Here is a 21,577-nt window from a genome sequence, read left to right on the forward strand (position 1 = left end):
GGCTACCGTGGGTGATCGTAGCTGGCTCTGGGTGTCATCGACTGGAAACGCTTGCCAGACCATCGGACGCCGCCGAGGTCGAGTCAGAGTCGAGTCTGGATCGAGTGGTCGGTGCCGAGTACGTGCCCGGTCGTGTCCGGGCTGCTCGCAGCGCGATCGCCCCGAATTGACCCTGCTGCGTCGGGCACCGTACCGTGGGGAAGCTCGAGGACAACGGTCTTGGACAACGGTCCCGGACAGGTGCTCCTCCTTGGCGTCAGTCGCTCATCCGGCGGCGATTTACAGCATCCGCATCTTGGCGGTCGTACGAGCGTGGAGTTACTCCTGTGAGCAAGCGGACCTTCCAGCCGAACAATCGGCGCCGGGCCAAGACCCACGGCTTCCGGCTGCGCATGCGCACCCGCGCCGGCCGCGCCATCCTCGCTGCCCGTCGCCGCAAGGGCCGCGCCGAGCTCTCCGCCTGAAGCACGACAGGCACCTCGTCGTGCTACCCGCCGGCCATCGCATGCGTCGACCGTCGGAGTTCTCGGGCGCCATGCGGTCCGGTCATCGGGCGGGTCGACGCACCCTCGTCGTCCACATGTGCTGTCCACAGCCTGGTGACGGCGGGCTCACGGCTGCCTCGAAGCCGCTCATCCCGGCGCACGTCGGTTTCATCGTGTCTCGGGCGGTCGGAGGTGCTGTCGTTCGGAATCGCGTGAAGCGGCGGTTGCGGGCCCAGGTGGAGGCACGACTGGGTCGGTTGGATGACGGCTGCCTGGTGGTGGTGCGGGCACTGCCGGCCGCTGCCTCGGCGACCTCCGATGAGCTGGCTCACGACCTCGCCGGTGCGCTGGACGCCGTGACGCGGCGCATCGGCCGTGCCACCGGGTCTCGCACGTCGCCCCTGATGACCCCCTCGACCGAGGCCACCCCATGAGCGGGCGGTTGCTGTGGGTCGCACGATTCACGTGGAACGTGCCGCGCAACGTTCTCATCGGCTTCATCCGCCTGTGGCGCGCCGTCCTCTCACCCTTGTACGGACCGACCTGTAAGTACTACCCGTCGTGTTCTGCCTACGGCCTGGACGCCGTCCGGGCGCACGGCGCCGTCCGAGGCACGGCGCTGACTCTCTGGCGGATCGCTCGCTGCAATCCGTGGAGCGACGGCGGGATCGATGATGTGCCGGTCGCGCGGTCTCGCCGGATCGCGTGGACGGCACCCTGGCCGTTGCGCCCTGGGTTGACCGACGCCGGGCTTCCCGAGGCCACCGAGGGGTCCGCCGGGACCGCGACGTGCGCCCACCCCCACGACCCCACGCCGCCTGCACGGCGTGCCGCCTGATCGGCAAGGAGCCCCATGGGACTGATCGACGCCATCCTGACGCCACTCGAATATGTCGTGGCCTGGATCATGGTCGCCTGGCACAAGGGCCTGACCATCATCGGCCTGCCGGCCACGGCCGGTATCACCTGGGCGCTGTCGATTGTCGGCCTGGTGATCGTCATCCGGATCCTGCTGATCCCGTTGTTCTTCAAGCAGATCAAGGCATCCCGCGGTTTGCAGCTGCTGCAGCCGGAGATGAAGAAGATCCAGGCGAAGTACAAGGGCAAGAGCGATCAGGCCTCGAAGGAGGCCATGACGCGCGAGATGATGGCGCTCTACAAGCACCACGGCACGAACCCGCTGTCGTCATGCATGCCGATCCTGCTGCAGTCACCGATCTTCTTCGCGCTGTTCCGGGTGCTCAACGGCATCCCCAACGAGCGCACCGTGGGGCCGCTGGACGCCGAGCTGGTGCGCCAGGCGGATGCCGCCACGCTCTTCGGAGCGCCGTTGTCGGACACGTTCCTGAAGGCCGACACGATCTCGACCCAGATCCTCACCGTCGTCCTGATCATCTTGATGTCGCTGACCACCTTCACCACCCAGCGTCAGCTCATGATGAAGAACATGCCCGCGTCGGCGCTCGAAGGGCAGTTCGCACAGCAGCAGAAGATCATGCTCTACGTGCTGCCGCTGGTCTTCGCGGTATCGGGCATCAACTTCCCGATCGGGGTCCTGCTCTACTGGTTGACGACGAACTTGTGGTCGATGGGGCAGCAGTTCTACACGATCCGCCGGATGCCCGCCCCTGGCTCGTTGGCCGAGAAGGCCTTGAACGAGCGTCGCCAGAAGGCCGGTAAGGCGCCTCTGGGTGCGCCGGGCACCAAGGACTCCACCGTGTCGGAGCCGGGTTCGGCCGAGGGCTCGGATGCCGAGGAAGATCGCCAGCCGCAACGTCAGCAGCCGAAGCGTCAGCCGCGCAGCAAGCGGTCTTCACCGCAGCGCCCCACAGGTCGCCCGTCCGGTCAGGGCCGGAAGCGGCCGGACGCCGATGCCGTGGGCGGCGGCTGATCGTCTGCATCACGCTCGCCGCGCACGCCCAGCTCGGGCGATCCGGTGGGCGTCGCCCCGATGTGGCCGGGGCACCCTGACGAATCCAGATGGCCGAGGCCATCCTGATGGAAGGAACATCGTGAGCGAGACGACAGCAACAGAGGCGATCGCCCCGGGGGATGCTCCCGAGCACGAGGAGCAGACCGACGCGGCCCAGGCGGAGCCCAGCGACTCAACCCCAGAAACCACAGAAGGTGATGAGGTGACTCCTGAGGGTGAGGAGGAGCCGGCCGGTGAGTCGTCCACTGCTGGGTCGGGACGATCGAAGGTGTCCATCCGGCGCTTGGAGGAGGAGGGCGAGGTCGCGGCCGACTACCTCGAGGAGCTGCTCGACATTGCTGATCTCGATGGTGACATCGACATCGACGTGGAGAACGGACGGGCCTCGGTGGCAATCGTGGGGGAGGACGGCACGGATCGTGAGCTCCGTCGCCTGGTCGGTTCCCGCGGAGAGGTGCTCGAAGCGCTGCAAGAGCTCTCGCGTCTGGCGGTGCAGGCGCGCACCGGTGAGCGCAGCCGCATGATGCTCGACATCGCGGGGTTCCGTGCGGCACGTCGGCGCAAGCTCGAGGACCTTGCGGCCCGCGCATGCCAGGACGTCAAGCGCACGGGGGAGGCCATGCGGCTCGAGCCGATGACGGCCTTCGAGCGAAAGGTCGTCCACGACGTGGTGGCCGACGCCGGCCTGGTGAGCGAGTCCGAGGGCGAGGACCCGGGGCGGCGAGTAGTGATTCACCCGGCTGGAGCCTGATCCAGCTGAGAGCCGCTGGAGAGAACCATCCCATGGACGGGAGTGGGACAGGTGTGGGCCCGGACGAGGAAGCACCCGGCATCCACGCAGTGAATGCTGTCCGGGCTGCCGCCTCGCAACTCTTCGGTGATCGCCTCGAACTGGCTGTGCGATATGCAGATCTCCTGGGGGGCTCTGCTGTCGAGCGGGGTCTGATCGGGCCGCGCGAGGTCCCCAGACTGTGGGATCGCCACCTGTTGAATTGCGCCGCCGTGGCGGAGGTGATTCCGGAGGGCAGTCGGGTGGTGGACGTCGGTTCGGGTGCCGGCCTTCCGGGAATCGCCCTGGCGATCGCACGACCTGACCTGCGAGTGTCGCTCCTCGAACCGCTGCAGCGGCGAGTCAACTGGCTGAGCGAGGCTGTCACGGAACTCGGACTGTCGTCGGTGACGGTCTGCCGTGGTCGTGCTGAGGAGGCATCGGATGAGGTGCGGGACGCCGATGTGGTGACGGCGCGGGCCGTTGCCGCATTGGACCGACTCGTTGTCTGGTGCCTCCCGTTGGCTCGTCCGGGGGGAGTGCTCCTCGCGCTGAAGGGTCAAGCCGTCGCGGAGGAGTTGTCCACGGCGGAGCCGGCTCTTCGCAGGCTCAGTGCGCGTCGCTGGCAGGTTCGAACCTGTGGGGCGAACGTGCTCGACGTCCCGACCACGGTGGTGGAGATCGAGGCGGGAGATCCGGTGGGCCGTGGCGGACGGCGTCGCCGCAGGGGTGAGCGACGTCGCCGCTGATACGGCGGTGCCTCGGGTGGGGCGCATCGACAGCCTGGTGACGGCGCAGGATGGGTGGGCTCAGTTCCACGTGAAACATGACTCGCTCCGACACTCCCACTGACCAGAGCCTCATGGCTCGAGCGAGCATCCCATGGACGCGACCGGCTCGAGCTGGGTGGTCGTCGGTGGCTACTGCACGTAGGTCACCTGGCAGGTGCCTCATCGCTGGACCTGGCACGCGCCACTTCAGCGGTTGGCCGTCCGTCGACTCGTCACCCGGGCCACCGACCACCTCAACGCCTGAGTGAGCCTGATAGGCGACGACGACCAGACTGTTCCTCGGTGCCCCTGTGCGATCGATGAGCAGGCACCCTGACACAGGACCGCCGCTCTGTTCCGGGAGATAGCCGTCCCGCTGATGACCCGCGGGCCCGGGCCTCCGAGCGAATGAACTTGTCCCCCAGCCAGGCCGACTCGTTCCACGTGAAACGCGCTGGGCTACGGCCGGAGTCAGGGAGCACGGCGCTGGCAGCAGGGTGGTCTTCGAGCCGGCAAGCGGCTGTGGCCGCCAGCCGAGGCGTTCGCCTCGAGGCGGTGACGTGGCCGCGGCGACCTCGCGCGCGGTGCGGCTGTGGGTAGGGAACTCTGCGCGCCGCACGTGGTGGGAGGTGCACGAGGAACCCATGGCTTCTGCTGGGAGTAGCCACGGCGTTGGGTGCCAGGCTCGCACGCAGTCAGTCGGGAGGTCCTCAGCTCTGGACTTCTGGAACCTGGACTTCGGCGATCTGGACTCCGCAAGCCTGGACTTCGCAACTTGGGACGTTCGCGCTCGGACCTCATGGCTCGAATCCCCCAAACCTCGGCTGGAGCCCCCTGGGCGTGCGGCCGCGACAGAGCATGGCTGCCCGACGTCCGGCGGGTTGGGAGTGACTGTGGAATCGGGATGGCGTCGTGCCGCTGATCGGTGGACGGTTCGACTGGGCCAGCACCCGACTGAGTGTCGGTCCGTACTCCTCGGTCTGTGCCGGACCCACGACCCGAGCTGCCCGCCTCTCCTTACGCAATTTCGTGGGCGCCGTTTCACGTGGAACACGTGGTGACTCGAAACGAGTGGGCATGCGGCCAGATCGATCGATGCGGCCAGATCGATGCGGCCAGCGGTCACGTCCGCGGCGTGGAGTGGACGTCGATCCCGGGTGGGACGTGGACGTCGGCGGCAGCGCTGGCCTGTATCCATTCGTCGTCGCGCTCGGCGAGCACGGGACGGGACGCGGATGAGCCACTCGCGGTCGAGACAGCCCGATGACGTTGGGGTGGCGGACGTCGCGGTTGAACCTGTGGATCATCCGACCGGATCATGTGCCGAGGCTTCCGAGCGGAGCGTGAACGCCAGATCTCCAGGACACCCCAGGTCGTTGGCTCGGCGGTGTCGCAGGGGTCGTGTACCGCGGGGCCGACCACAGCCGCCGCGGTTCCGGGTGCTGTGGTTCTGGGTGTGGACGGCCTCGGCGTCGAGCTGATCGTGGAAGCCGTGCGGCGTGGCTCTCGTTGTGCGAGCAGGCGGCGACCGAGTTCGCCAAGGTCAACGGCGACACCGCCCTGGGGGTCGGCGGCCATCGAGTCGGCGGCGCAGTAGGTGGCAGCGCTGCCGCGACGTGTTGGGCAGTGTCACCGCGATGACCTCGAACGTGCCGGTTGGCTGTCCCGGGTCACCAGGGCGCCGGGCCCGTGGTGTCGAACCCCAGGAGAATCGGTCGCGGACGAAAGGCCGATCAGGTGGCGAGGGTGGTCTCCCGGTGGCGACCTGGATCCCGGCCCGTGATGCTCGGCGTCTCACGCCGGAGGCGAGGACCGCGACAGTGCGGACCTGGCGCCCTCGCTTGCGCCCCTCGTGGTGAGGGCGTCCGCGGCGACGAACGTGTCGGGTCGGTCGTCGATCCGGCGCCCGCACGTCATGGAGATGCTCATCGATACCCGCGGCGATCGTCGGCCCGAGGACCTGGACAGGCTGGTGTCCTCGAGGGCCGGATGAGCCCGTCCAGCCGGCGGTCGTGAGCCCGGTTGGTTGCGGCGTTCGGTGGTGAGGCGGCCTCGCCGCAGCACTGGATGCCCGGACGGGGGAGGTAGCCGGCCTGGCGCTGCACACCGCGAGATGCCTTGATCTGCTGGAAGAGCGACGGGATCAGCAGGATCCGGATGACGATCACCAGGCCGACAATCGACAGCGCCCAGGTGATACCGGCCGTGGCCGGATCATCTGCCGAGGCATCTCGGCGAGGGTGCTGCGATGTCCAGTTCGAGGTGCAGGTCGTGGCGGCGTGGACGCGTGTCGGAGTACTCCGGAGTGTCCCGCCAGCGTGCGGTCGGGCTGGTGCTGGGACAGCTCGGGAGTATCCGAGTGAGTTTCGAGGCAATCCGGTCGATCGCGGCCAAGCGGGATCGTGGCCGGCCGAGACGCTACGCCAGTGGGTGCGCCGCGCCGAGGTCGAGGCTGGTGCCCGCCTGCGGTGAGGTGTCGAGCCAGTGTCTGCCGTCCTGAGATGCGCCTGTTGCCGCGGGTGCTGCTTGCGGCGCCGCACACCCACATCGCTTCGGCCAGCCCCCTTGCCAGAGCAGCAGCTGGATCAGCGTCAACACCTTCTGGTGAGCCAGGTCCGGCGAGGCACGCGGCGCTTGTTTCGTGGAGGACCCGGCAGGGTCACGCCTCGATGCTGTGCCTTGACCGGAAGGACAGCCGGCGTTCGGTGCACCCATCCACGCGGAGCTGGCCTCAGCCAGGTCCAGTCGTGGGTGTCGATGTGGGTCAAGGGGTTTCGCCCTCTATGGTTGCACGGCGTGCCTGAGCGGGCATGCCTCGACGTCGGCAGCCCACCAGGGCTGGGGTCCTCGAGTCATCTGGCAACCGACTCCACGGGGCGCCAACGTCATCTGCCTGGGCCGCCGAGAAGCTCCGGGGGGACTGCACACGGACCAAGGCTGGTTGTGGGGCAACTGGCGTGGGCACCTGCAGACCCAGGTGGTCGGGCGTGCGGGTCGTTCGCAAGACTGGACGATTCTCGGGGCTGGGAGGAGCCGCGTGACAGGGGTCCGCAGCAACGTTGCGGGGGAGGACCTGGCGCGCCGCCGGGCCGGCCAGCGCCTCGAGCCGAGAGGCGCGCCGGCCAGAGCGGTGTCCGGTGACTTCTCACGGTGCCCTGCCGATCCGCCGATCGCATCAGCCGGGTCAGCGCGCCTTGACTGCCGTAGTTCGCGACTCGACATCGTGGCGACGATGGCCGACTCCCTCACGGGTGGGGTAGCAGATCTGGTCCATCGCCGAGCCCGATCACCGCCACCTCACACTGGGAGGTGGCTTGGACCGGCGGCGGCGAGGCTGGCGTCATCCCTCTGGACCTCAGCGCCACCACCACGCGGAACATCGGCGAACTTCAGGTGCTCACCACCCAGTGACCGTCAGAGTGCACTGACCGGACGTGCCCACGTTGTCGCCCACCTTCTCCGCCGAGCGACCCACCCATCAGGCCACTGCTTGGTCGCCGAAGGACAGCACAGAGAGGGAGCGCAGGGTGACCCATTTCGACGGCTTGCCCTGCTGCTCGATGTCGACCTCGGTCTTGCCGTTGTAGGCATAGCGGTTGCGCCAGCGGCCGTCCGGGTCGCGCTGGTCGAGCAGCCACGCTCGAGCATGGTCGAGGCGTTCGTCGTCGCCGTGGCCGAGTTCGGTCAATACCTCGAGCACCTGCAGCACGTCGGCGACGTAGCCCGACGGGAACCCGAGCCGGAACCAGGAGCCACTCGGCTTGGTGTTGCCCCAACCCATTGGGTAATCGGCGATCGCCGGGTCATGCGAGAGCAGAAACGCCACGCCGTCGTCGACAGCTCGGCGGACTCGCGGCGACCGGGAAGCAGGCGGGATCCGCGACAACCCGCGCAGCTCCTTGACCGCTCCCCACGCGCAGGACTGCTTGTCGTTGGAGCCACAGGCGAACAGCGGCCCGCACGTCCCGCTGGCATAGAAGCGGGTCTCGCCGTCCCCGAGGATGGTGGACGCGGCCCATTCAGCAGCGGCCAGCACGCGAGGATCGTCGCCAAAGCCGAACCCGAGGACGGCGCGCAACAGGTTCCCGTTGAGGCAGTGAGCGACCGAACTCGCCAGCGGTGCCTTGTCGAGGCCGGAACTGGAGATGCCGAAACCTCCGGAGGGCGACGAGGTATGGCGCAACAGGTAGTCGCAGGCGCGGCGGATCCGTTCGTCGGCCGGATCGGCGCCGAGCTGGTCGAGGAAGATCACCTGCCATACGGTGCCGCGGTACTTCGGGCTGTATCCGGGGCCAGGCTTGCTCCACCAGCCGTCGGGATGCTGCGCGGCCAGGATCGCCGCGACCGGGTCAGTACGCATCGCGCACGCGCGAGCCTCGATCACCTCGGGGTCGTCGGGTTCTCGGCCGAGCAGGCGCTGCAGCGTTGCGGCGCGGACGGAGGGGGCGTCGGACTCCAGCAGCCAGGCTTCGAGCTGATTGCGGTTCATCATGGTCGTGGTCATCGTGGTCATCGTGGTCATCGTGGTCGCCTCGTGGTCGATCCTTGCAGGTCGGGGTGAGTCCGGCCGGGGACCTGGGTCGGCGAGACATCAGCGAGGTTCAGGTGCTCACCACCCAGTGGACTGTCTCATCCAGGGGGAATGGGGTGTTGCCGCGGGGACGCATCGAGCGATGCAGGTCCATCCACGCGGGCTTCGGCGTTGACGTTCTGCGCACTGGCGAGGGAGGTGGCGTGCCGGCGGCAAGCGTCGTCCGCACGGCCAGGGTGAGCCGACGCTTGGCCCGATGTGCCCGCTGTCGCAGGGCGGCCTGGCTCACCCCGCTGCTCGCCGCGTGCGACACGTAGGCCTCACTCACGTCCCGGCACGATCCACGAGCCTCCGGCTTCACCGCGTAGACATCGGCGAGCAGCCGGGCATCAGCCCGACTGACCACCTCGCGGTCGACCGCCCAGTCGAGCAACTCATCGAGGTTCCACTCGCTGCTGACTTCCACATCGGACGCGACAGCTCCGTGCCGCCGGAACAACGTGAGCCCGGCGACGTCGGACCACTCGCGAAGGTGGACGGCTCGATACCGGGATGGCGTCGTCTGCGGGCGGACCGCTGGTGGATCAGCGCGGAGCCCTGGCAGCATGCGACGTGACGGCCGAGTGCCGAGGATCGCGTGACAACTCAGCATGGTCCACCGCCGCGAGGACGGCGACCGAGGGCCGCCATGGCCGCGTCAGCGATCGCGGCCGTTCACCCTCGGGCCGCTCCTTGGAGAGAGAGCTCGTTTCACGTGGAACGGGCCCGCCTGTCGCCTGAGGCACTTGTGGTGCGACGGTGTTCCGCGAGCGTCGGCCGGGGCCGGTGCCGGCCGATGCGGGCAAGCGGACGCCACTGGCCAACGGTCTCCAGAGGCCGCACCGTGGGGCCGCCACTCGAGAGCCTGGAGGCACGAACACGTGGAGGCCGCGTCGAGATGGCGTGGTTCGAGTCGACGATGGAGCCCCGTGGGACGGTCGAGTTCCGTCCGTCGGAACCGTCGAGGTGCCCCGGCCGAGAGGCCAGGAGAAGCGGCACCAGTCGATCGGTCGAGGGTCATGACGGTCGTCAGTCCCAGCAACTCGACACCGAATCCGCTCGTCACCTCGAGTCTCTCCAGGGTGTGGATATCCTCGAGTGTTCTGTGGACGCACCGCGGAGAACGTTCCGTGCACAGGCGAAACGCCGACCATGGTTGTCCACAGGCACCTGGGGGCGAAGAAGCGGGAGAGGCGCACGACGGGTAGCGTGCCGACGTAGGCGCCTGCCCGTCGAGGCGTTGCCGGACCCGTCGCGTGGTGCAACGGGAAGCGGCTGACGCAGAGCAGGGTGGAGACATCAGGGTTCAGGGGGCGGAGCCGGCGTGCGGTGGTCGATCATGGGCAAGCTGGCGTCGAGCTTGCTCGAGTTCGGTGGAAGCCCTGTCGCCGAGCAGGGGGAGTACGACGGGCCTCACCCATCCGGACTGGCGAGCAGGGGGTGCCCTGCCGGGGCCCCGGTGGTGGGCGGCGAAGGGGTGCCGCGGGGCGGCGTCGCTCGACCGTCGTCGTCGGGCGTGCCGAGCGCGACTCGAGGCGAGGTGCTCCGCCGTAGTTCACGGCAGCGTAGGACGGCCTTGAGGTCATGTATTCGGATGACCCGAGACGCTCTGCTCGGATGGAATCGATCCGGATACAGGAGCGCATCGGCGTGGCCATCGGCGTAGCACAGGCGAGGTTGTCAGGATGGACGATGCGCGGGGATGGGGAGTTGGAGTGATGGGTGTGGGAATCGGCTGGCCGAAGTTCTCGGCGCGCTCGAGGCAACAGGGCTTGGGCTGGCCGAGCGTCGAGCGTCCACTCGTTGATGACGAGGGCGAACTCGACGAGAACGTCCTCGCTGGCGCCGCGGGGTCGGCTGGTGCTGCCGTGCAGAGTGGCGCCGGGCTCAGCGACGCCGGCCCGCGCCCAGAGCAGACCGACGCTCATCTCGAAGTGGAAGCCGTGGAGGCCGTGGAGTCTGTGGTGGCCGTGGAGCCGGTGGAGCCGGCCGCCACTGCGAGCTCCAGCTCCGTTGACGTCCCGACGGCTGTGGGGGAGGAGCCGCCTCGAGGGATGCCGGTGACGAACGAGGACGTCGGCGTCGAGGTGGACGAGGGTGTGGTGGCCATCGCCGATCTCGAGGGTGCTGATGTCGAGGGTGCAGGGACGCCGACGGACCTCGTCGCGACCGTCTCTCGTGCCAGATCAACCCCCCAAGGGTCACTGGATGAGTTCGTCTCGATGGCTGTGGAGCCGGACGCCGTTCCGGTCTTGACGTGGGAGGACGACGCCGAGGTATACGCAGGATCGCCCGGGACCGTGAACGTGGACGCCGCGACCGCGATGGCTCAGCGCCGGGACACCCTTCAGGTTTCCCAGGTCTCCCTGTCCCCGGGGGTGGGCGCCTATCGGGTCGTCAGCGTGACGGATTCACGTGAAACAACGGTCCCTGAAGCGGCGTCACCAGTGCCTCCTTGGGGTGACGGGAACGACGATCCCACTCCTGCCCTGGGCCTGAACTTCCACCCTCCGGCGCGTGAACTCCCGCCCGAGTGGGGGAGCCAGGCTCCGCAGTCCTCGGACATGAAGCCCTGGGCGCACACCATTCGAAGTCCCCAGGGGGAGCGGTTCGCAGTTCGCCCCGGGCCCGTTTCATGTGAAACAACGATCGTCGAGGCGCCAACCCCTCACCTGGACGACGGGCCTGACCTTGGTGTTCCGGTGGATGATCCAGCACCCGATGACTCGGACCAGACAGCGGGGAACGGGCACGACGCGAGTGCGCTGAGCGAGGCGCCGAACGTGCCACCCTTTGCCACGCCGGCCTTCGCGGCGGTTCCGGCCAGCGACTCGGTGTCGACCGCAACAGTGACGGCTGGGGCCATGGCGGCTACATCTCCCGGCTCGCCACGGATGCCGTCTGCGGGCTACGTCGAATCACCCGGCGACCTCGGTGCGCATCGCGTTCACGCCAGCGCTGCTTCGTGGGCCGTGCCAATCGAATCCTGCGCGGCGCCGACCACTGACGCATCCCTCCCCAGCGCCGACTGGAGCGTCGCGTCGGTCGAGATGCCCCGGGACGACGTGCCCCGCGTCGGCCGAGCTGAGCACCCCCTGGTGCCGGCACCACTGTCCTTCGCCCCCGAGGCGCCATCGTCCATGTCGCAGGACCTCCCACACCTGCTCGAGGGCTCGGTCGACCCGAGGGGAACGGATCAGTGCACGACTGACTCGTCGGCCATCCCCGGGGAGTCGGGGAAGCCCGTCGTCGAGATCGATGCGGAGAACGAGGGACGGGTCTCGGTCGACCTCTTGCCGACGCCGGTCGCGTCAGGTGATGACTTGGGCGAGCTGGATGACTTGGGCGAGCTGGATGACCTGGACGAGTCGCGTGCGACAGATGCCCCCACGGAGTCGGCTGACCTCGGCGAGTTGGTTGAGGTCGGCGAGTCCTCCGTGACTCACGGCGGTCTGGTCACGGGCGATGCCGAATCAAGGGACAATTCTTTGACGGTGACGCACGAGCCAGACGACGGGAGTGCAGCGATGCAGCAGCCGGAGAGCCCTTCGACGGCGCCTCCATCCGCATCCGCAGCAGTGGCTGTGGCCGACACGGAACTGACGGCGCTCGACCCGGAGTGGCAGCCTCCGGGTGCCCCGCTGGCAGCTCCACTGCCGTTCAACGAGTCGGACCGAGTGCAGTTGGTGGCCAGCCTGCCCACGGTGGACGACACCACGCCGCTCGCCGCCGAGGTGGCCGAGGACGCCAGACGCCGGATCTCCCTGGTCGGGCGCTCGTTCCCCCGGCCGCCACACACCCGGATCCTGACCGTCGCCAACCAGAAGGGTGGCGTCGGCAAGACCACGACGACGGTGAACGTGGCCGCGGCCTTGGCTCAGGCGGGGTTGTCCGTGCTGGTGCTCGACATCGATCCGCAGGGCAACGCCTCGACGGCTTTGGGGATCGATCACCATGCCGAGGTGCCGAGCCTGTACGACGTCGTGGTGGAGGATCGGCCTCTGGCCGAAGTCGTGCAGCCGTGTCCGGACCTGCCCAACCTCTGGGTGGCGCCGGCAACCATCGATCTGGCAGGTGCCGAGATCGAGTTGGTGTCGTTCGTCGCCCGGGAGGTCCGTCTCAAGAAGGCGCTGGAGATCTACCTCCAGGGCCGGCGTCAGCAGGGCCTGGATCAGATCGACTACGTCCTGATCGACTGCCCGCCGAGCCTGAGTCTGCTGACCGTGAATGCCTTTGTCGCCGCACGCGAGGTGCTGATCCCGATCCAGTGCGAGTACTACGCGCTGGAGGGCTTGTCGCAGTTGCTGAAGCACATCGAGTTGATTCGTCGTCAGCTGAATCCGTCCCTGCACGTCTCCACCATCATGCTGACCATGTTCGACGCGCGGACCAGACTCTCGTCGCAGGTCGCTGACGAGGTTCGAACGCACTTCCCCGAACAGGTGGTCAAGACGACCGTTCCCCGATCGGTCCGCATCTCCGAGGCACCAAGTCACGGCCAAACCGTCATGACGTACGACCCGGCGTCCAGTGGAGCGCTCTCTTACCTTGAGGCGTCCCGCGAACTTGCCGAACAGGTACTCACGTGGGAATCAACAACGCGCGAGGAGCAATCGTGAGCGAGAAGCGACGGGGTCTTGGCCGAGGTCTGGGTGCACTCATCCCCAGTGGTCCCATGGCCAAGACCAGTGGCGACCGGCCGGTCGACGACGTGTTCTTCCGGGACAAGTCAGAGTCCGGGCAGCAGCCGGTCGAGGCTGGGGCAGCGACCGCCACGGCGACCCTGGAGCGGCCGGCGGGCGACCTCCCCAGCCTGGTGACGGCGGACCTCGAACCGGTGGTCCCAGCGGGCGACGGCGAGACCGAGCCGGACTCCGACACCGATCTGGTCCCGGTGCCCGGCGCGACGTTCGCCGAGATCCCGGTGACGTCGATCCGTCCGAACCCGCGACAGCCGCGACAGGTGTTCGACGAGGAGGAGCTGGCCGAGCTCGTCCACTCGATCAAGGAGATCGGCGTTCTGCAGCCGATCGTCGTCCGCCGAGTCGGTGAGCCGGATGACAGCGGCGCGTTGTACGAACTCGTCATGGGGGAGCGGCGGTGGCGTGCCACGCAACAGGCAGGGCTGGCCACGGTTCCGGCCATCGTGCGGGACACCGCAGACGATGACCTGCTGCGGGATGCCCTGCTGGAGAACCTCCACCGCAGTCAGCTCAACCCTCTGGAAGAGGCCGCCGCCTATCAGCAACTGCTCGATGACTTCGGGTGCACTCACGAGGAACTGGCCACCCGCATCGGCAGGTCGCGGCCGCAGATCAGCAACACCATCCGTCTGCTTCGACTGCCACCACTGGTCCAGCGGCGGGTGGCCGCCGGCGTGCTGACCGCAGGCCACGCCCGGGCATTGCTGGGACTGGACGACATGTCTGCGATGGAGGCACTCGCTCAGCGCATCGTCTCTGAAGGGCTCTCGGTCCGTGCGGTCGAAGAGGTCGTGTCTCTGGGCGACACCCCGACGCCGGGTGCACCGGCCAAGAAGAAGCCGCGTGCAGGGAGTCATCGGTCGGAGTTGAACGACCTGGCCTCTCGGCTCGGGGATGCGCTCGACACTCGGGTGGCGATCGCCCTGGGTCAACGCAAGGGGCGCTTGAGCATCGACTTCGCCAGTGTCGACGACCTGAACCGGATCCTGGGCCTGATGAGCCCAGAGGTCCGCGGGGTCTTCGCCGCGCCCGGTGCCGTCGAGGACTGAGCCGGTGACATCGTTCGTGGCCCACACCGTCGTGGACTGCCGCAACGCGTATGAGCTCTCGACGTGGTGGAAGCTGGTCCTGGGGTACATCGACCTGGAGGGCGATCCGAACCTGCCCGGTCACCAGGAGTGCCTGATCCTGGACCCGGAGACGGATCATCGGCTGCTGTTCATCGAGGTGCCCGAGGAGAAGTCGGGCAAGAATCGACTCCATCTCGACCTGCGACCCAGGACCGGTTCCCGTGACGATGAAGTCGAGCGGCTGCGTGGCCTCGGCGCCATCGACGTAGCCGACCATCGGGGGATTCACGGCCCCGGGTCCGGCTGGGTTGTGCTCGCTGATCCGGAGGGGAACGAGTTCTGTGTGCTGCGTTCCGTTACTGAGGTCAACTCGTCGAGTTGAGGATCGCAGGCCGGCGGGCGGATCGGCCGGCGTTTCACGTGAATCGGTGTTCCACGTGAAACCAGGCCGCCAGCGATGGTCCTCAGGTGACCGAACGCAGCAATGCGTAGCGCTACGTATACAATCCAGCCGTGACGAGCCGCGGTGGGATGGCGTCCTCGTTCCATCGGGAGCGCTCCCGACTGCGTACCATGGGCCCCTGCTCATCGAAGCTCAACCACCACCGCCTGGGGGTGTCGCATGAGACTGACCCGCTGGATCGTCATCGGTCTGATCCTCGGGGCTGCGATCGCCTTTGTCGTCTCGCTGACGCGACCTCGTTCCCACAGAGGCCAGGGGCATCGCTCCGCAATCCTCACCCTGTGCGCTCGAACCCTAAGGATCAGTTGATGGGACGACGCGTCGCCGCGCTGACACTGGACACCCTCTCGGATCTTCCCGACCCGTGTCGCCGATGTGTGATCTGGGAACTGGATGCCGTCGCGGGCCGACGCGCGGCCGAGGCCGGGGACACCGCCTTCGAGAAGGAGGTCTGGGTCTCGTCGACCTTGCTGGAGTGGGGGTCGTGTGGCCGCGTCGCCTACGTCGATGATGAACCTGCTGGGTTCGTGCTCTACGCCCCACCGGCCTTCGTTCCGCGATCGATGTCGTTCCCGACCTCGCCGGTCAGCGTGGACGCCGTCCTGCTCACCACGGCCCGGGTGTTACCCGAGTTCACCGGGGGAGGGCTGGCACGCTTCCTCATCCAGTCTGCGGCCAAGGATCTGACGCGGCGGGGCGTCCGGGCGATCGAGGCGTTCGGTCTGGCTGCGACCGCGGGTGTGTCGGTGCCCGGTGAGAAGGGGCACTCCTGTCTGGTGCCGGCAGATCTGCTGTTGGCCGTGGGCTTCAAGACCGTCCGGCCGCACCACCGCTATCCACGGCTACGCCTGGAGCTCAAGACGGCGCTGTCCTGGCGCGAGGACGTCGAGCAGGCACTGGAGCGGATCCTCGGCACCGTGAGGCAGCCGGCCCTGACCTCGCAGGCCGCCGACTGACCGGCGCTCGCCACCTCAGGTCGTGTCCCTCGAGGGGCCACGGCGGTCACGCCCGGCGGCCGGAGACCGCCGAGCGTGCTCCGGCTCGGATCGGGCGATGAGCCAGGTCGGCAGGGTCAGCTGATCCAGGCCTCGAGCTCCTGCAACAGCTTCGGCTTCGGCTTCGCACCGATGATGGTCTTGACGAGCTCGCCGCCCGCGAACACTGCGACGGTCGGGATCGACGTCACCTGGTAGCGATTCACGACCACGTGGTTCTCGTCGGTGTTCACCTTGACGACCGTGATCTTGTCGCTGTGCGCCGCGGAGATCTCGTCCAAGATCGGGGCGATCTGGCGGCAAGGGCCGCACCACGGCGCCCAGAAGTCGACCACAACGGGCTTGTCGCTACCCAGCACCTCCGCATCGAAGGTGGCATCGGTGACTGCGTGGCTGGCGGACATGGGTTCTCCTCTGGGCGTCGTCCGTGCGTTCGGCTTCATCTGGTCGTGCGTGCCGCCGTCCGTCCGACGCAGCGGCAGAGATCAATCGGTGGCGAGATCGTTCAGGACACGGCAGCCAGTGCGGCCGCCTCGCCCGAGCCCGCCGCGTCGTCCAGGCCGGCGAGGTAACGCTCGGCGTCCAGGGCGGCCGAACAGCCCGACCCAGCGGCCGTGATCGCCTGGCGGTAGGTGTGGTCCACGACGTCCCCGCAGGCGAACACCCCGGGCAGCGAGGTCAGCGTGGTGCGGCCGCGCACCGCGATGTAGCCCGCGTCGTCCAGCTCGAGCTGGTTCTGGATCAACTCGACTCGGGGGTCGTGCCCGATGGCCACGAAGACGCCGGTCACCTCGAGATCGTGCTCCTCGCCGGTGGTCACGTCGCGCACCCGCAACCCGGTCACCTTGTCGGTGCCGAGGACGTCGACCACCTCGGTGTTCCACCGGAACGACAGTTTGGGATCGGCGAAGGCACGCGCCTGCATGATCTTCGAGGCCCGCAGCGCGTCGCGTCGGTGGATCAGGGTCACGGTGTCGGCGAAACGGGTGAGGAAGGTGGCCTCCTCGACCGCCGAGTCACCGCCGCCCACGACCACGATGTGCTGGTTGCGGAAGAAGAACCCGTCGCACGTGGCACACCAGCTGACGCCGTGGCCCGACAGGCGCTTCTCGTTCGGCAACCCCAGTTCGCGATAGGCCGACCCCGTCGCGAGGATGACGGCCCGAGCCCGGTGGGTCACGACGCCCACACCGGAGTCGGCGGGGACGTCGACCTCCTTGATCGCGCCGTCCAGCCGCAGCGCCACCACGTCGTTCGTCACCAACTCGGCCCCGAACCGTTCGGCCTGGTCTCGCAGGTTGGTCATCAGGTCGGGACCCATGATCCCGGTGGGGAACCCGGGGAAGTTCTCGACCTCGGTCGTGTTCATCAGGGCGCCGCCCGCGGTCACTGATCCCTCGAACACCAGCGGCTTCAGATCTGCTCGGGCCGAGTAGATGGCCGCCGTGTACCCGGCCGGGCCCGAGCCCACGATGATCACGTCACGGACGTCGTCGCTCACGGATCTCCCTTGGTCTGACAGGTGTGCTCAGCAACGGGGGAGTCGGACACCGCCCCGCAGCACGCCCTCGGCGCTGTCAACTCGATCGTAGGCCCCGGATGTTCCCGAACCGGCCTGCCGAGGGTGTGACACGGTCACGGAGCCGTCACCGAGCGGGCACCGAGACATAGCCGAGTTGGCCGGCGTTGCCCCGACCACAACTGCGGGAGACGGCCCACACCTCGTATCCACCGTCCCGGCCCGCGAGCACGATGATCGCGGCCTCGCGTCCGTCGTACCGGGCCAGGTCGATGGCGATCGGTTGGTGACCGCCGGCATTGAGCTCCTCGAGACACTCCTCGAGCCGGCCGGGATCGGTGAGGCCCGGCGTCGACCCCGAGAGCGCACTGGCGCTGCCGACCGGCAGGGGTTGTGTCGCGGCCACCCGGCCCCCAGCGGACGGGGGCGCCGCCGTGCCGGCTTCGGCTTGCTCGGCGACACTCGCCGAGGCGCCACCCACCGGCCGGCGCGCGGTGTCCGCCAGGGCCAGCGCTCGGGTGCCCATGTCGGCGGCGGTGTAGTTGGTGCCGGTGCGCAGGATCGCCGAAGCGTAGGCACCGGCGTCACTGCCCGCTGCGGGTTGGGATCCACCGCCCGCGACGGGACTGGAGCCGCCCACGGGCATCTGCTTCACCACCGCCATGCCACCGACCCCCGCCAGCACCAGTACCCCGGCTGCGATTGCTGCGGGCTTCGCGAAGCGCATCAGCGCCCCGCCCCGCGCCTCACCCTCGGTCCGCACGTCGCGCCGGGTCCGCACCGAGGACGGTCGCCGGGTCGGGCGCAGCCGAGAGAGCGATTCCGAGGCCGCCGACGTCCCGGTCAGCCGGACGCCGTCCGGGAAGCCGTCACCGGCCGGCTCCTCCTCGGCCTCGACGAACCGCTCCCACTGGCTGGTGGGGGCGTCGTCCGAGGCCACCAGGTGGGCGGCCGGTTGTGGCACCCACCCGGCGTCCACCGGCCACTCCTGGGTGATCCAGGGGTCGGCCCCCGCGCCGGCTGCGGCCGCCTCGGTGGACGGCACACGACGATCCGGTCCGGTCGAGGAGCCGAGGGTTGCCTCCCGGGCGAGGGCACCGGCGATGCGCTGCCACACCTCCTCGGGCATGGGGCCCGGGTCGGTCGAGCGCAGCAGCTGCCGCATGCCCTCGGCGTCGGCGAGCAGCTGGGCGCAGCGAGGGCAGCCGATGACGTGAGCCTCGATCACGCGGGCGTCGTGCTCGGGGAGCACCTCGGCGGCGAGGTCGGCCAGCGTGTCGTTCGCCGGGTGCCGTCCGGCCATGCCACTCACCATCCCTGATCACCCCGCTCCTGAGAATCCACGCCGTCTCGGCCCCGGCGGCCGTGGCGTCCGCTTCGGGGGTCCGCCGATGCGACGTTCGCCGACGAGCTGGGGTTCCCGAACAACGTCTCACGTTCGGCGATGCCTCCCGCGGCGCCCGCGGCGCCCGCAGTACGCGGTGGCCGGCTGACGGAGCGGTCGGGCTCGCCGGGGGGCGGCGTCGATCCCGACCCCCCGACGTCGTCGCGCAGGGCCTGGGCCAGCGCGGTACGACCCCGGGAGCAGCGGGACTTGATCGTGCCCTCGGGAACGCCGAGCAACCGTGCCGCTTCGAGCACGGGCAGGTCCTCGAGATCCACCAGTACCAGCGCCTCGCGCTGCTCGGCCGGAAGATCGGCCAGCGCGGCGCGGACGGCGAGCCGGACGTCGACCTGGCCGGCCGCGTCGAGCGTGGTCGGGATGTCGTAGCTGCCCAACGGGACCGTCGGGCGGGACTGCCGGCGCCGGATCCGGTCGAGGCAGGCGTTGACCACGATGCGGTGCAACCAGGTCGTGACCGCGGCATCGCCGCGATAGGTCGCCGCCCCACGGAAGGCCGAGATCAGCGCGTCCTGCAGGGCGTCGGCCGCTTCCTCACGGTCCGCCAGGGTCCGGACGGCGACCGCCCACAACCGGTCCCGGTGCCGGGCGACCAGGGTGCCGAACGCCTCGGCATCGCCGCGCAGATGGGCAGCCAGCAGTTCCCGGTCGTCGGTCGACGCCTGCGGTGCATGGCTACCGCTCACGGACGGAACCTACCTGACGGACACCTCGAAGACACGCATCCGGTACTCCCCGGTGGACTGCTTGGTGAGGCTGGTGAACCAGAACACCAGGTATCGCGTCGACACCGGCTGCTGCAAGGTCACGGTGAGCTGGCTGCCCTCCATGGGCACCGTGCTGACCAGGGTCGAGCCGTCCACGGTCGGCCGGGTGGCACTGCGCAGCTCCAGCACCCCGCCCGTGCCGCGGTGCTCCACCACGACCTGGCTGACCGTGGACACATCACCCAGGTCGAGCACGAACCCGATCCCGCTCTTGTTCAGTCCTCCGAAGCGGGCCGAGTCGTAGCGCTCGGACCGCCACTCGGTCGAGCTGTCCGAGTCGATCAGCCGGGGAGCCGCCCCGTTGTTCTCGGTCTGGTCGCCCATCGGGTCGAGGACCTTGACCCCGGCGATCTCGACCGGTGTCCCGGTGACCGACGGCACGACCGGCCCACTGGGCGCGGGGCCGGCGCTCGCCGCGGTGCGCGGGGCCTCGCTCGACTTGGGGGTGAGCGGATCGGCGTTCATCAGCCCGCGCAGGGCCAGCAGCGACAGCAGCAGCCCCAGCACGACGAGGCCACTGATCAGCCCGAGGACCAGCCGGGTCTGTCCCTGCGGCGGCCGATCGATCGGCACCGGGGGCATGAACGGACCCAGGCGCTCGTCGTCCCGCCCGCCTCCCCAGGAGCTCGGCCCGGCGGGCTGGCCCAGGGTCGGCGGCGGGGTCGGGTCGAGTCGCCGGACGCCGCGCGCGCCCGAGGTGCCGAGAATGTCGTCCACCAGCCCGCCACGGGGCATCGCGGTACCCGGGGGAGTGGCCACGGTGGTGCGTCCGGCGGCGGGTGGCGTCGGCCAGGCCTGCCCCCCGGAGTCGAGGGCGCTCACCCGGCCGGACGTCGGACGCTCGGCAGGAACCGGGAAGGCCGGAGCCTGCATGAGCGGCGGCTGCAAACCGGCGTTGCGTACGGGGAAGGGCTCCTGAGCGGTGGGCTCGTGCCGCTGCGGTGCCTCGAGATCAGCGGGTCTCGTGGCCAGGGGTGCCGTGTTGTGGGGCGCCGTACGGTCGGGCAGCGTGATGGTGACCTCGGCCGGGGTGGTCGGCGACGGGGAGGGGACGCTCGCCGCGGCTGCCGGGGCTGCTGTCGGGGTCGGGGCCGGCGAGACCACCGTGTCGGCCACCTCGAACCAGGGTTCGACGGTCGGCTCCGCCGGACCGGCCGTGGCACGGGGCCGGTCGGGCGCGGTCAGCTCGATCCCCCGCGGGTCGGTCATCGGGGTTGCCATGGCCCACGGCGACAGTTGCCCCGCCACCTCTGCCGGGGTGCGGGGTCCGTCGTTGCCGGGGCCGAGGGTTGCCACGCACAGGGCGTCGAGATCGGCCGGGACGCCGGCCGCGAGGTCCCCGGGGGGCACCGCTCGTCCCGAGACCAACGGCGCCGGACCCAACGGCCCATCGACCACGCCGGGCCACCGTCCGGTCAGTCCGGCGTAGATGAGACTGACCAGCCCGATGGCGTCCTGGCGGCTGGCGACGTCGGCCTTGTCGTGCTCGACGCCCGCGGCAGCGGCCTCGATCGCCGTCCCGAGCAGCTTGACCGAACCATCGGGGACGATGCAGACGCTCGCCGGCGTCAACCGCAGGTGGTGCAGGCCCCGGGCTCCGGCCCGCTCGAGGGCCTGGGCGGTCTCGCCGACGATGCGCCGCACCGTCTCGGCAGGTAGGGGTCCGTTGCGCAGGAAGTCCTCGAAGGGCCGGCCCTGGACGTACTCGGTGACGATGTAGGTGGTGCCGTCGGCGTCCCCGACGTCGAGCACCCGGGCCAATCGCGCATCGTCCACCAGCGCGGCGCGGCGTGCGGCGTCCACGACATCGGCGGCGAAGGGATGCTCGGGGCTGACGACCCGCACCGTGACCGGACGCTCGAGGGTCTCGTCGACGGCACGCCAGAGCGAACCGTCGACACCGGCTCCGAGCTGTTGCTCGAGCCGGTAGCGTCCGGCGAGCACGCTGCCGTTCCCTACCCCGTCCAGCGTGGTCTCCTCCTGTCAGGTCCTGCCGTGCGGTCGACGGCACCTGGCCCCCACCCCCGGCCGGCGAGAGTGACTGTTCTCGTCATCGTGCCGACGACCGTCCGCGGTCCATGGTAGGCACCTGCGCCGCCACATGGTGAGCGCAGCGCCGTAGGACAGTCGG

17 protein-coding genes and 1 pseudogene are annotated in these 21,577 nt (G+C 69.2%); 10 read left to right on the top strand and 8 right to left on the bottom strand.

Annotation, left to right across the window (positions count from 1 at the left end; all coding sequences use genetic code 11):
• The first annotated feature begins 326 nt into the window (after positions 1 to 326).
• From rpmH to rsmG, 6 genes are read left to right on the top strand one after another with little or no spacing between them, the layout of a single operon-like run.
• The gene (rpmH, locus tag IPK24_00465; protein MBK8074046.1) at positions 327 to 464 is read left to right on the top strand and encodes a 50S ribosomal protein L34; all 138 of its coding nucleotides are present in this window, start codon (positions 327 to 329) and stop codon (positions 462 to 464) included.
• A gap of 20 nt (positions 465 to 484) precedes the next feature.
• Complete coding sequence (gene rnpA / locus IPK24_00470) at positions 485 to 919, top strand: ribonuclease P protein component (GenBank protein MBK8074047.1); 435 nt, start codon at positions 485 to 487, stop codon at positions 917 to 919.
• Positions 916 to 1,323: a membrane protein insertion efficiency factor YidD gene (gene yidD / locus IPK24_00475; protein MBK8074048.1), complete on the top strand. Its 408-nt coding sequence runs from the start codon at positions 916 to 918 to the stop codon at positions 1,321 to 1,323. Before rnpA ends, yidD begins: the two co-directional genes overlap by 4 nt.
• A 15-nt stretch (positions 1,324 to 1,338) precedes the next feature.
• Positions 1,339 to 2,376 carry a membrane protein insertase YidC gene (gene yidC, locus IPK24_00480; protein MBK8074049.1) on the top strand — a complete coding sequence of 346 codons (1,038 nt, stop codon included), beginning with the start codon at positions 1,339 to 1,341 and terminating at the stop codon, positions 2,374 to 2,376.
• The gene (locus IPK24_00485) at positions 2,357 to 3,169 is read left to right on the top strand and encodes an RNA-binding protein (GenBank protein ID MBK8074050.1); all 813 of its coding nucleotides are present in this window, start codon (positions 2,357 to 2,359) and stop codon (positions 3,167 to 3,169) included. The genes yidC and IPK24_00485 overlap by 20 nt, the downstream gene beginning before the upstream one ends.
• A 32-nt stretch (positions 3,170 to 3,201) precedes the next feature.
• Positions 3,202 to 3,936: a 16S rRNA (guanine(527)-N(7))-methyltransferase RsmG gene (rsmG, locus tag IPK24_00490; protein ID MBK8074051.1), complete on the top strand. Its 735-nt coding sequence runs from the start codon at positions 3,202 to 3,204 to the stop codon at positions 3,934 to 3,936.
• Between the two features lie 2,120 nt (positions 3,937 to 6,056).
• Here rsmG and IPK24_00495 read toward each other — a convergent pair.
• The 3 genes and pseudogenes from IPK24_00495 to IPK24_00505 all read right to left on the bottom strand — a co-directional run bounded on the left by IPK24_00495 (position 6,057) and on the right by IPK24_00505 (position 8,954).
• Positions 6,057 to 6,167: pseudogene (locus tag IPK24_00495) on the bottom strand (membrane protein insertase YidC).
• Positions 6,168 to 7,435: 1,268 nt separating this feature from the next.
• Positions 7,436 to 8,461: a nitrogen fixation protein NifH gene (locus IPK24_00500; protein MBK8074052.1), complete on the bottom strand. Its 1,026-nt coding sequence runs from the start codon at positions 8,459 to 8,461 to the stop codon at positions 7,436 to 7,438.
• A gap of 97 nt (positions 8,462 to 8,558) precedes the next feature.
• Complete coding sequence (locus tag IPK24_00505) at positions 8,559 to 8,954, bottom strand: hypothetical protein (GenBank protein MBK8074053.1); 396 nt, start codon at positions 8,952 to 8,954, stop codon at positions 8,559 to 8,561.
• 3,100 nt (positions 8,955 to 12,054) lie between these two features.
• Between IPK24_00505 and IPK24_00510 the strand changes: the two genes are divergently transcribed.
• The 4 genes from IPK24_00510 to IPK24_00525 all read left to right on the top strand — a co-directional run bounded on the left by IPK24_00510 (position 12,055) and on the right by IPK24_00525 (position 15,719).
• On the top strand, positions 12,055 to 13,146 hold the full coding sequence (locus IPK24_00510; protein ID MBK8074054.1) for a ParA family protein: 1,092 nt from the start codon (positions 12,055 to 12,057) through the stop codon (positions 13,144 to 13,146).
• Positions 13,143 to 14,279 (top strand): ParB/RepB/Spo0J family partition protein, encoded by a 1,137-nt coding sequence (locus IPK24_00515; GenBank protein ID MBK8074055.1) that lies wholly within the window; start codon positions 13,143 to 13,145, stop codon positions 14,277 to 14,279. Before IPK24_00510 ends, IPK24_00515 begins: the two co-directional genes overlap by 4 nt.
• Positions 14,280 to 14,283: 4 nt before the next feature.
• The gene (locus IPK24_00520) at positions 14,284 to 14,682 is read left to right on the top strand and encodes a VOC family protein (protein MBK8074056.1); all 399 of its coding nucleotides are present in this window, start codon (positions 14,284 to 14,286) and stop codon (positions 14,680 to 14,682) included.
• A 389-nt stretch (positions 14,683 to 15,071) separates the two neighbouring features.
• Complete coding sequence (locus IPK24_00525; protein MBK8074057.1) at positions 15,072 to 15,719, top strand: GNAT family N-acetyltransferase; 648 nt, start codon at positions 15,072 to 15,074, stop codon at positions 15,717 to 15,719.
• A 116-nt stretch (positions 15,720 to 15,835) separates the two neighbouring features.
• Here the strand turns inward: IPK24_00525 and trxA are convergent, their stop codons facing one another.
• The 5 genes from trxA to IPK24_00550 form a co-directional block, all read right to left on the bottom strand.
• Positions 15,836 to 16,162, bottom strand: coding sequence for a thioredoxin (trxA, locus tag IPK24_00530; protein MBK8074058.1), 327 nt, complete (start codon positions 16,160 to 16,162; stop codon positions 15,836 to 15,838).
• A gap of 101 nt (positions 16,163 to 16,263) precedes the next feature.
• Positions 16,264 to 17,259 (bottom strand): thioredoxin-disulfide reductase, encoded by a 996-nt coding sequence (gene trxB / locus IPK24_00535; GenBank protein MBK8074059.1) that lies wholly within the window; start codon positions 17,257 to 17,259, stop codon positions 16,264 to 16,266.
• A gap of 145 nt (positions 17,260 to 17,404) precedes the next feature.
• Positions 17,405 to 18,580 carry a hypothetical protein gene (locus IPK24_00540; protein MBK8074060.1) on the bottom strand — a complete coding sequence of 392 codons (1,176 nt, stop codon included), beginning with the start codon at positions 18,578 to 18,580 and terminating at the stop codon, positions 17,405 to 17,407.
• A 5-nt stretch (positions 18,581 to 18,585) separates the two neighbouring features.
• On the bottom strand, positions 18,586 to 19,365 hold the full coding sequence (sigM, locus tag IPK24_00545) for an RNA polymerase sigma factor SigM (GenBank protein MBK8074061.1): 780 nt from the start codon (positions 19,363 to 19,365) through the stop codon (positions 18,586 to 18,588).
• A gap of 9 nt (positions 19,366 to 19,374) precedes the next feature.
• Positions 19,375 to 21,390, bottom strand: a complete 2,016-nt coding sequence (locus tag IPK24_00550; GenBank protein MBK8074062.1) for a hypothetical protein — start codon at positions 21,388 to 21,390, stop codon at positions 19,375 to 19,377.
• Positions 21,391 to 21,577: the final 187 nt, after the last annotated feature.

It is taken from the genome of Kineosporiaceae bacterium, assembly GCA_016713225.1.
Lineage (GTDB): Bacteria > Actinomycetota > Actinomycetes > Actinomycetales > Kineosporiaceae > JADJPO01.

What these genes read in the sequence shown, in the direction of transcription:
- IPK24_00500 (MBK8074052.1), bottom strand. Translation starts at nt 8,461, where the DNA reads ATGACCACGACCATGATGAACCGCAATCAGCTCGAAGCCTGGCTGCTG.
- IPK24_00485 (MBK8074050.1), top strand. Translation starts at nt 2,357, where the DNA reads ATGCCGTGGGCGGCGGCTGATCGTCTGCATCACGCTCGCCGCGCACGC.
- yidD (MBK8074048.1), top strand. Translation starts at nt 916, where the DNA reads ATGAGCGGGCGGTTGCTGTGGGTCGCACGATTCACGTGGAACGTGCCG.
- trxA (MBK8074058.1), bottom strand. Translation starts at nt 16,162, where the DNA reads ATGTCCGCCAGCCACGCAGTCACCGATGCCACCTTCGATGCGGAGGTG.
- yidC (MBK8074049.1), top strand. Translation starts at nt 1,339, where the DNA reads ATGGGACTGATCGACGCCATCCTGACGCCACTCGAATATGTCGTGGCC.
- IPK24_00540 (MBK8074060.1), bottom strand. Translation starts at nt 18,580, where the DNA reads ATGGCCGGACGGCACCCGGCGAACGACACGCTGGCCGACCTCGCCGCC.
- rsmG (MBK8074051.1), top strand. Translation starts at nt 3,202, where the DNA reads ATGGACGGGAGTGGGACAGGTGTGGGCCCGGACGAGGAAGCACCCGGC.
- IPK24_00510 (MBK8074054.1), top strand. Translation starts at nt 12,055, where the DNA reads ATGCAGCAGCCGGAGAGCCCTTCGACGGCGCCTCCATCCGCATCCGCA.
- IPK24_00525 (MBK8074057.1), top strand. Translation starts at nt 15,072, where the DNA reads ATGGGACGACGCGTCGCCGCGCTGACACTGGACACCCTCTCGGATCTT.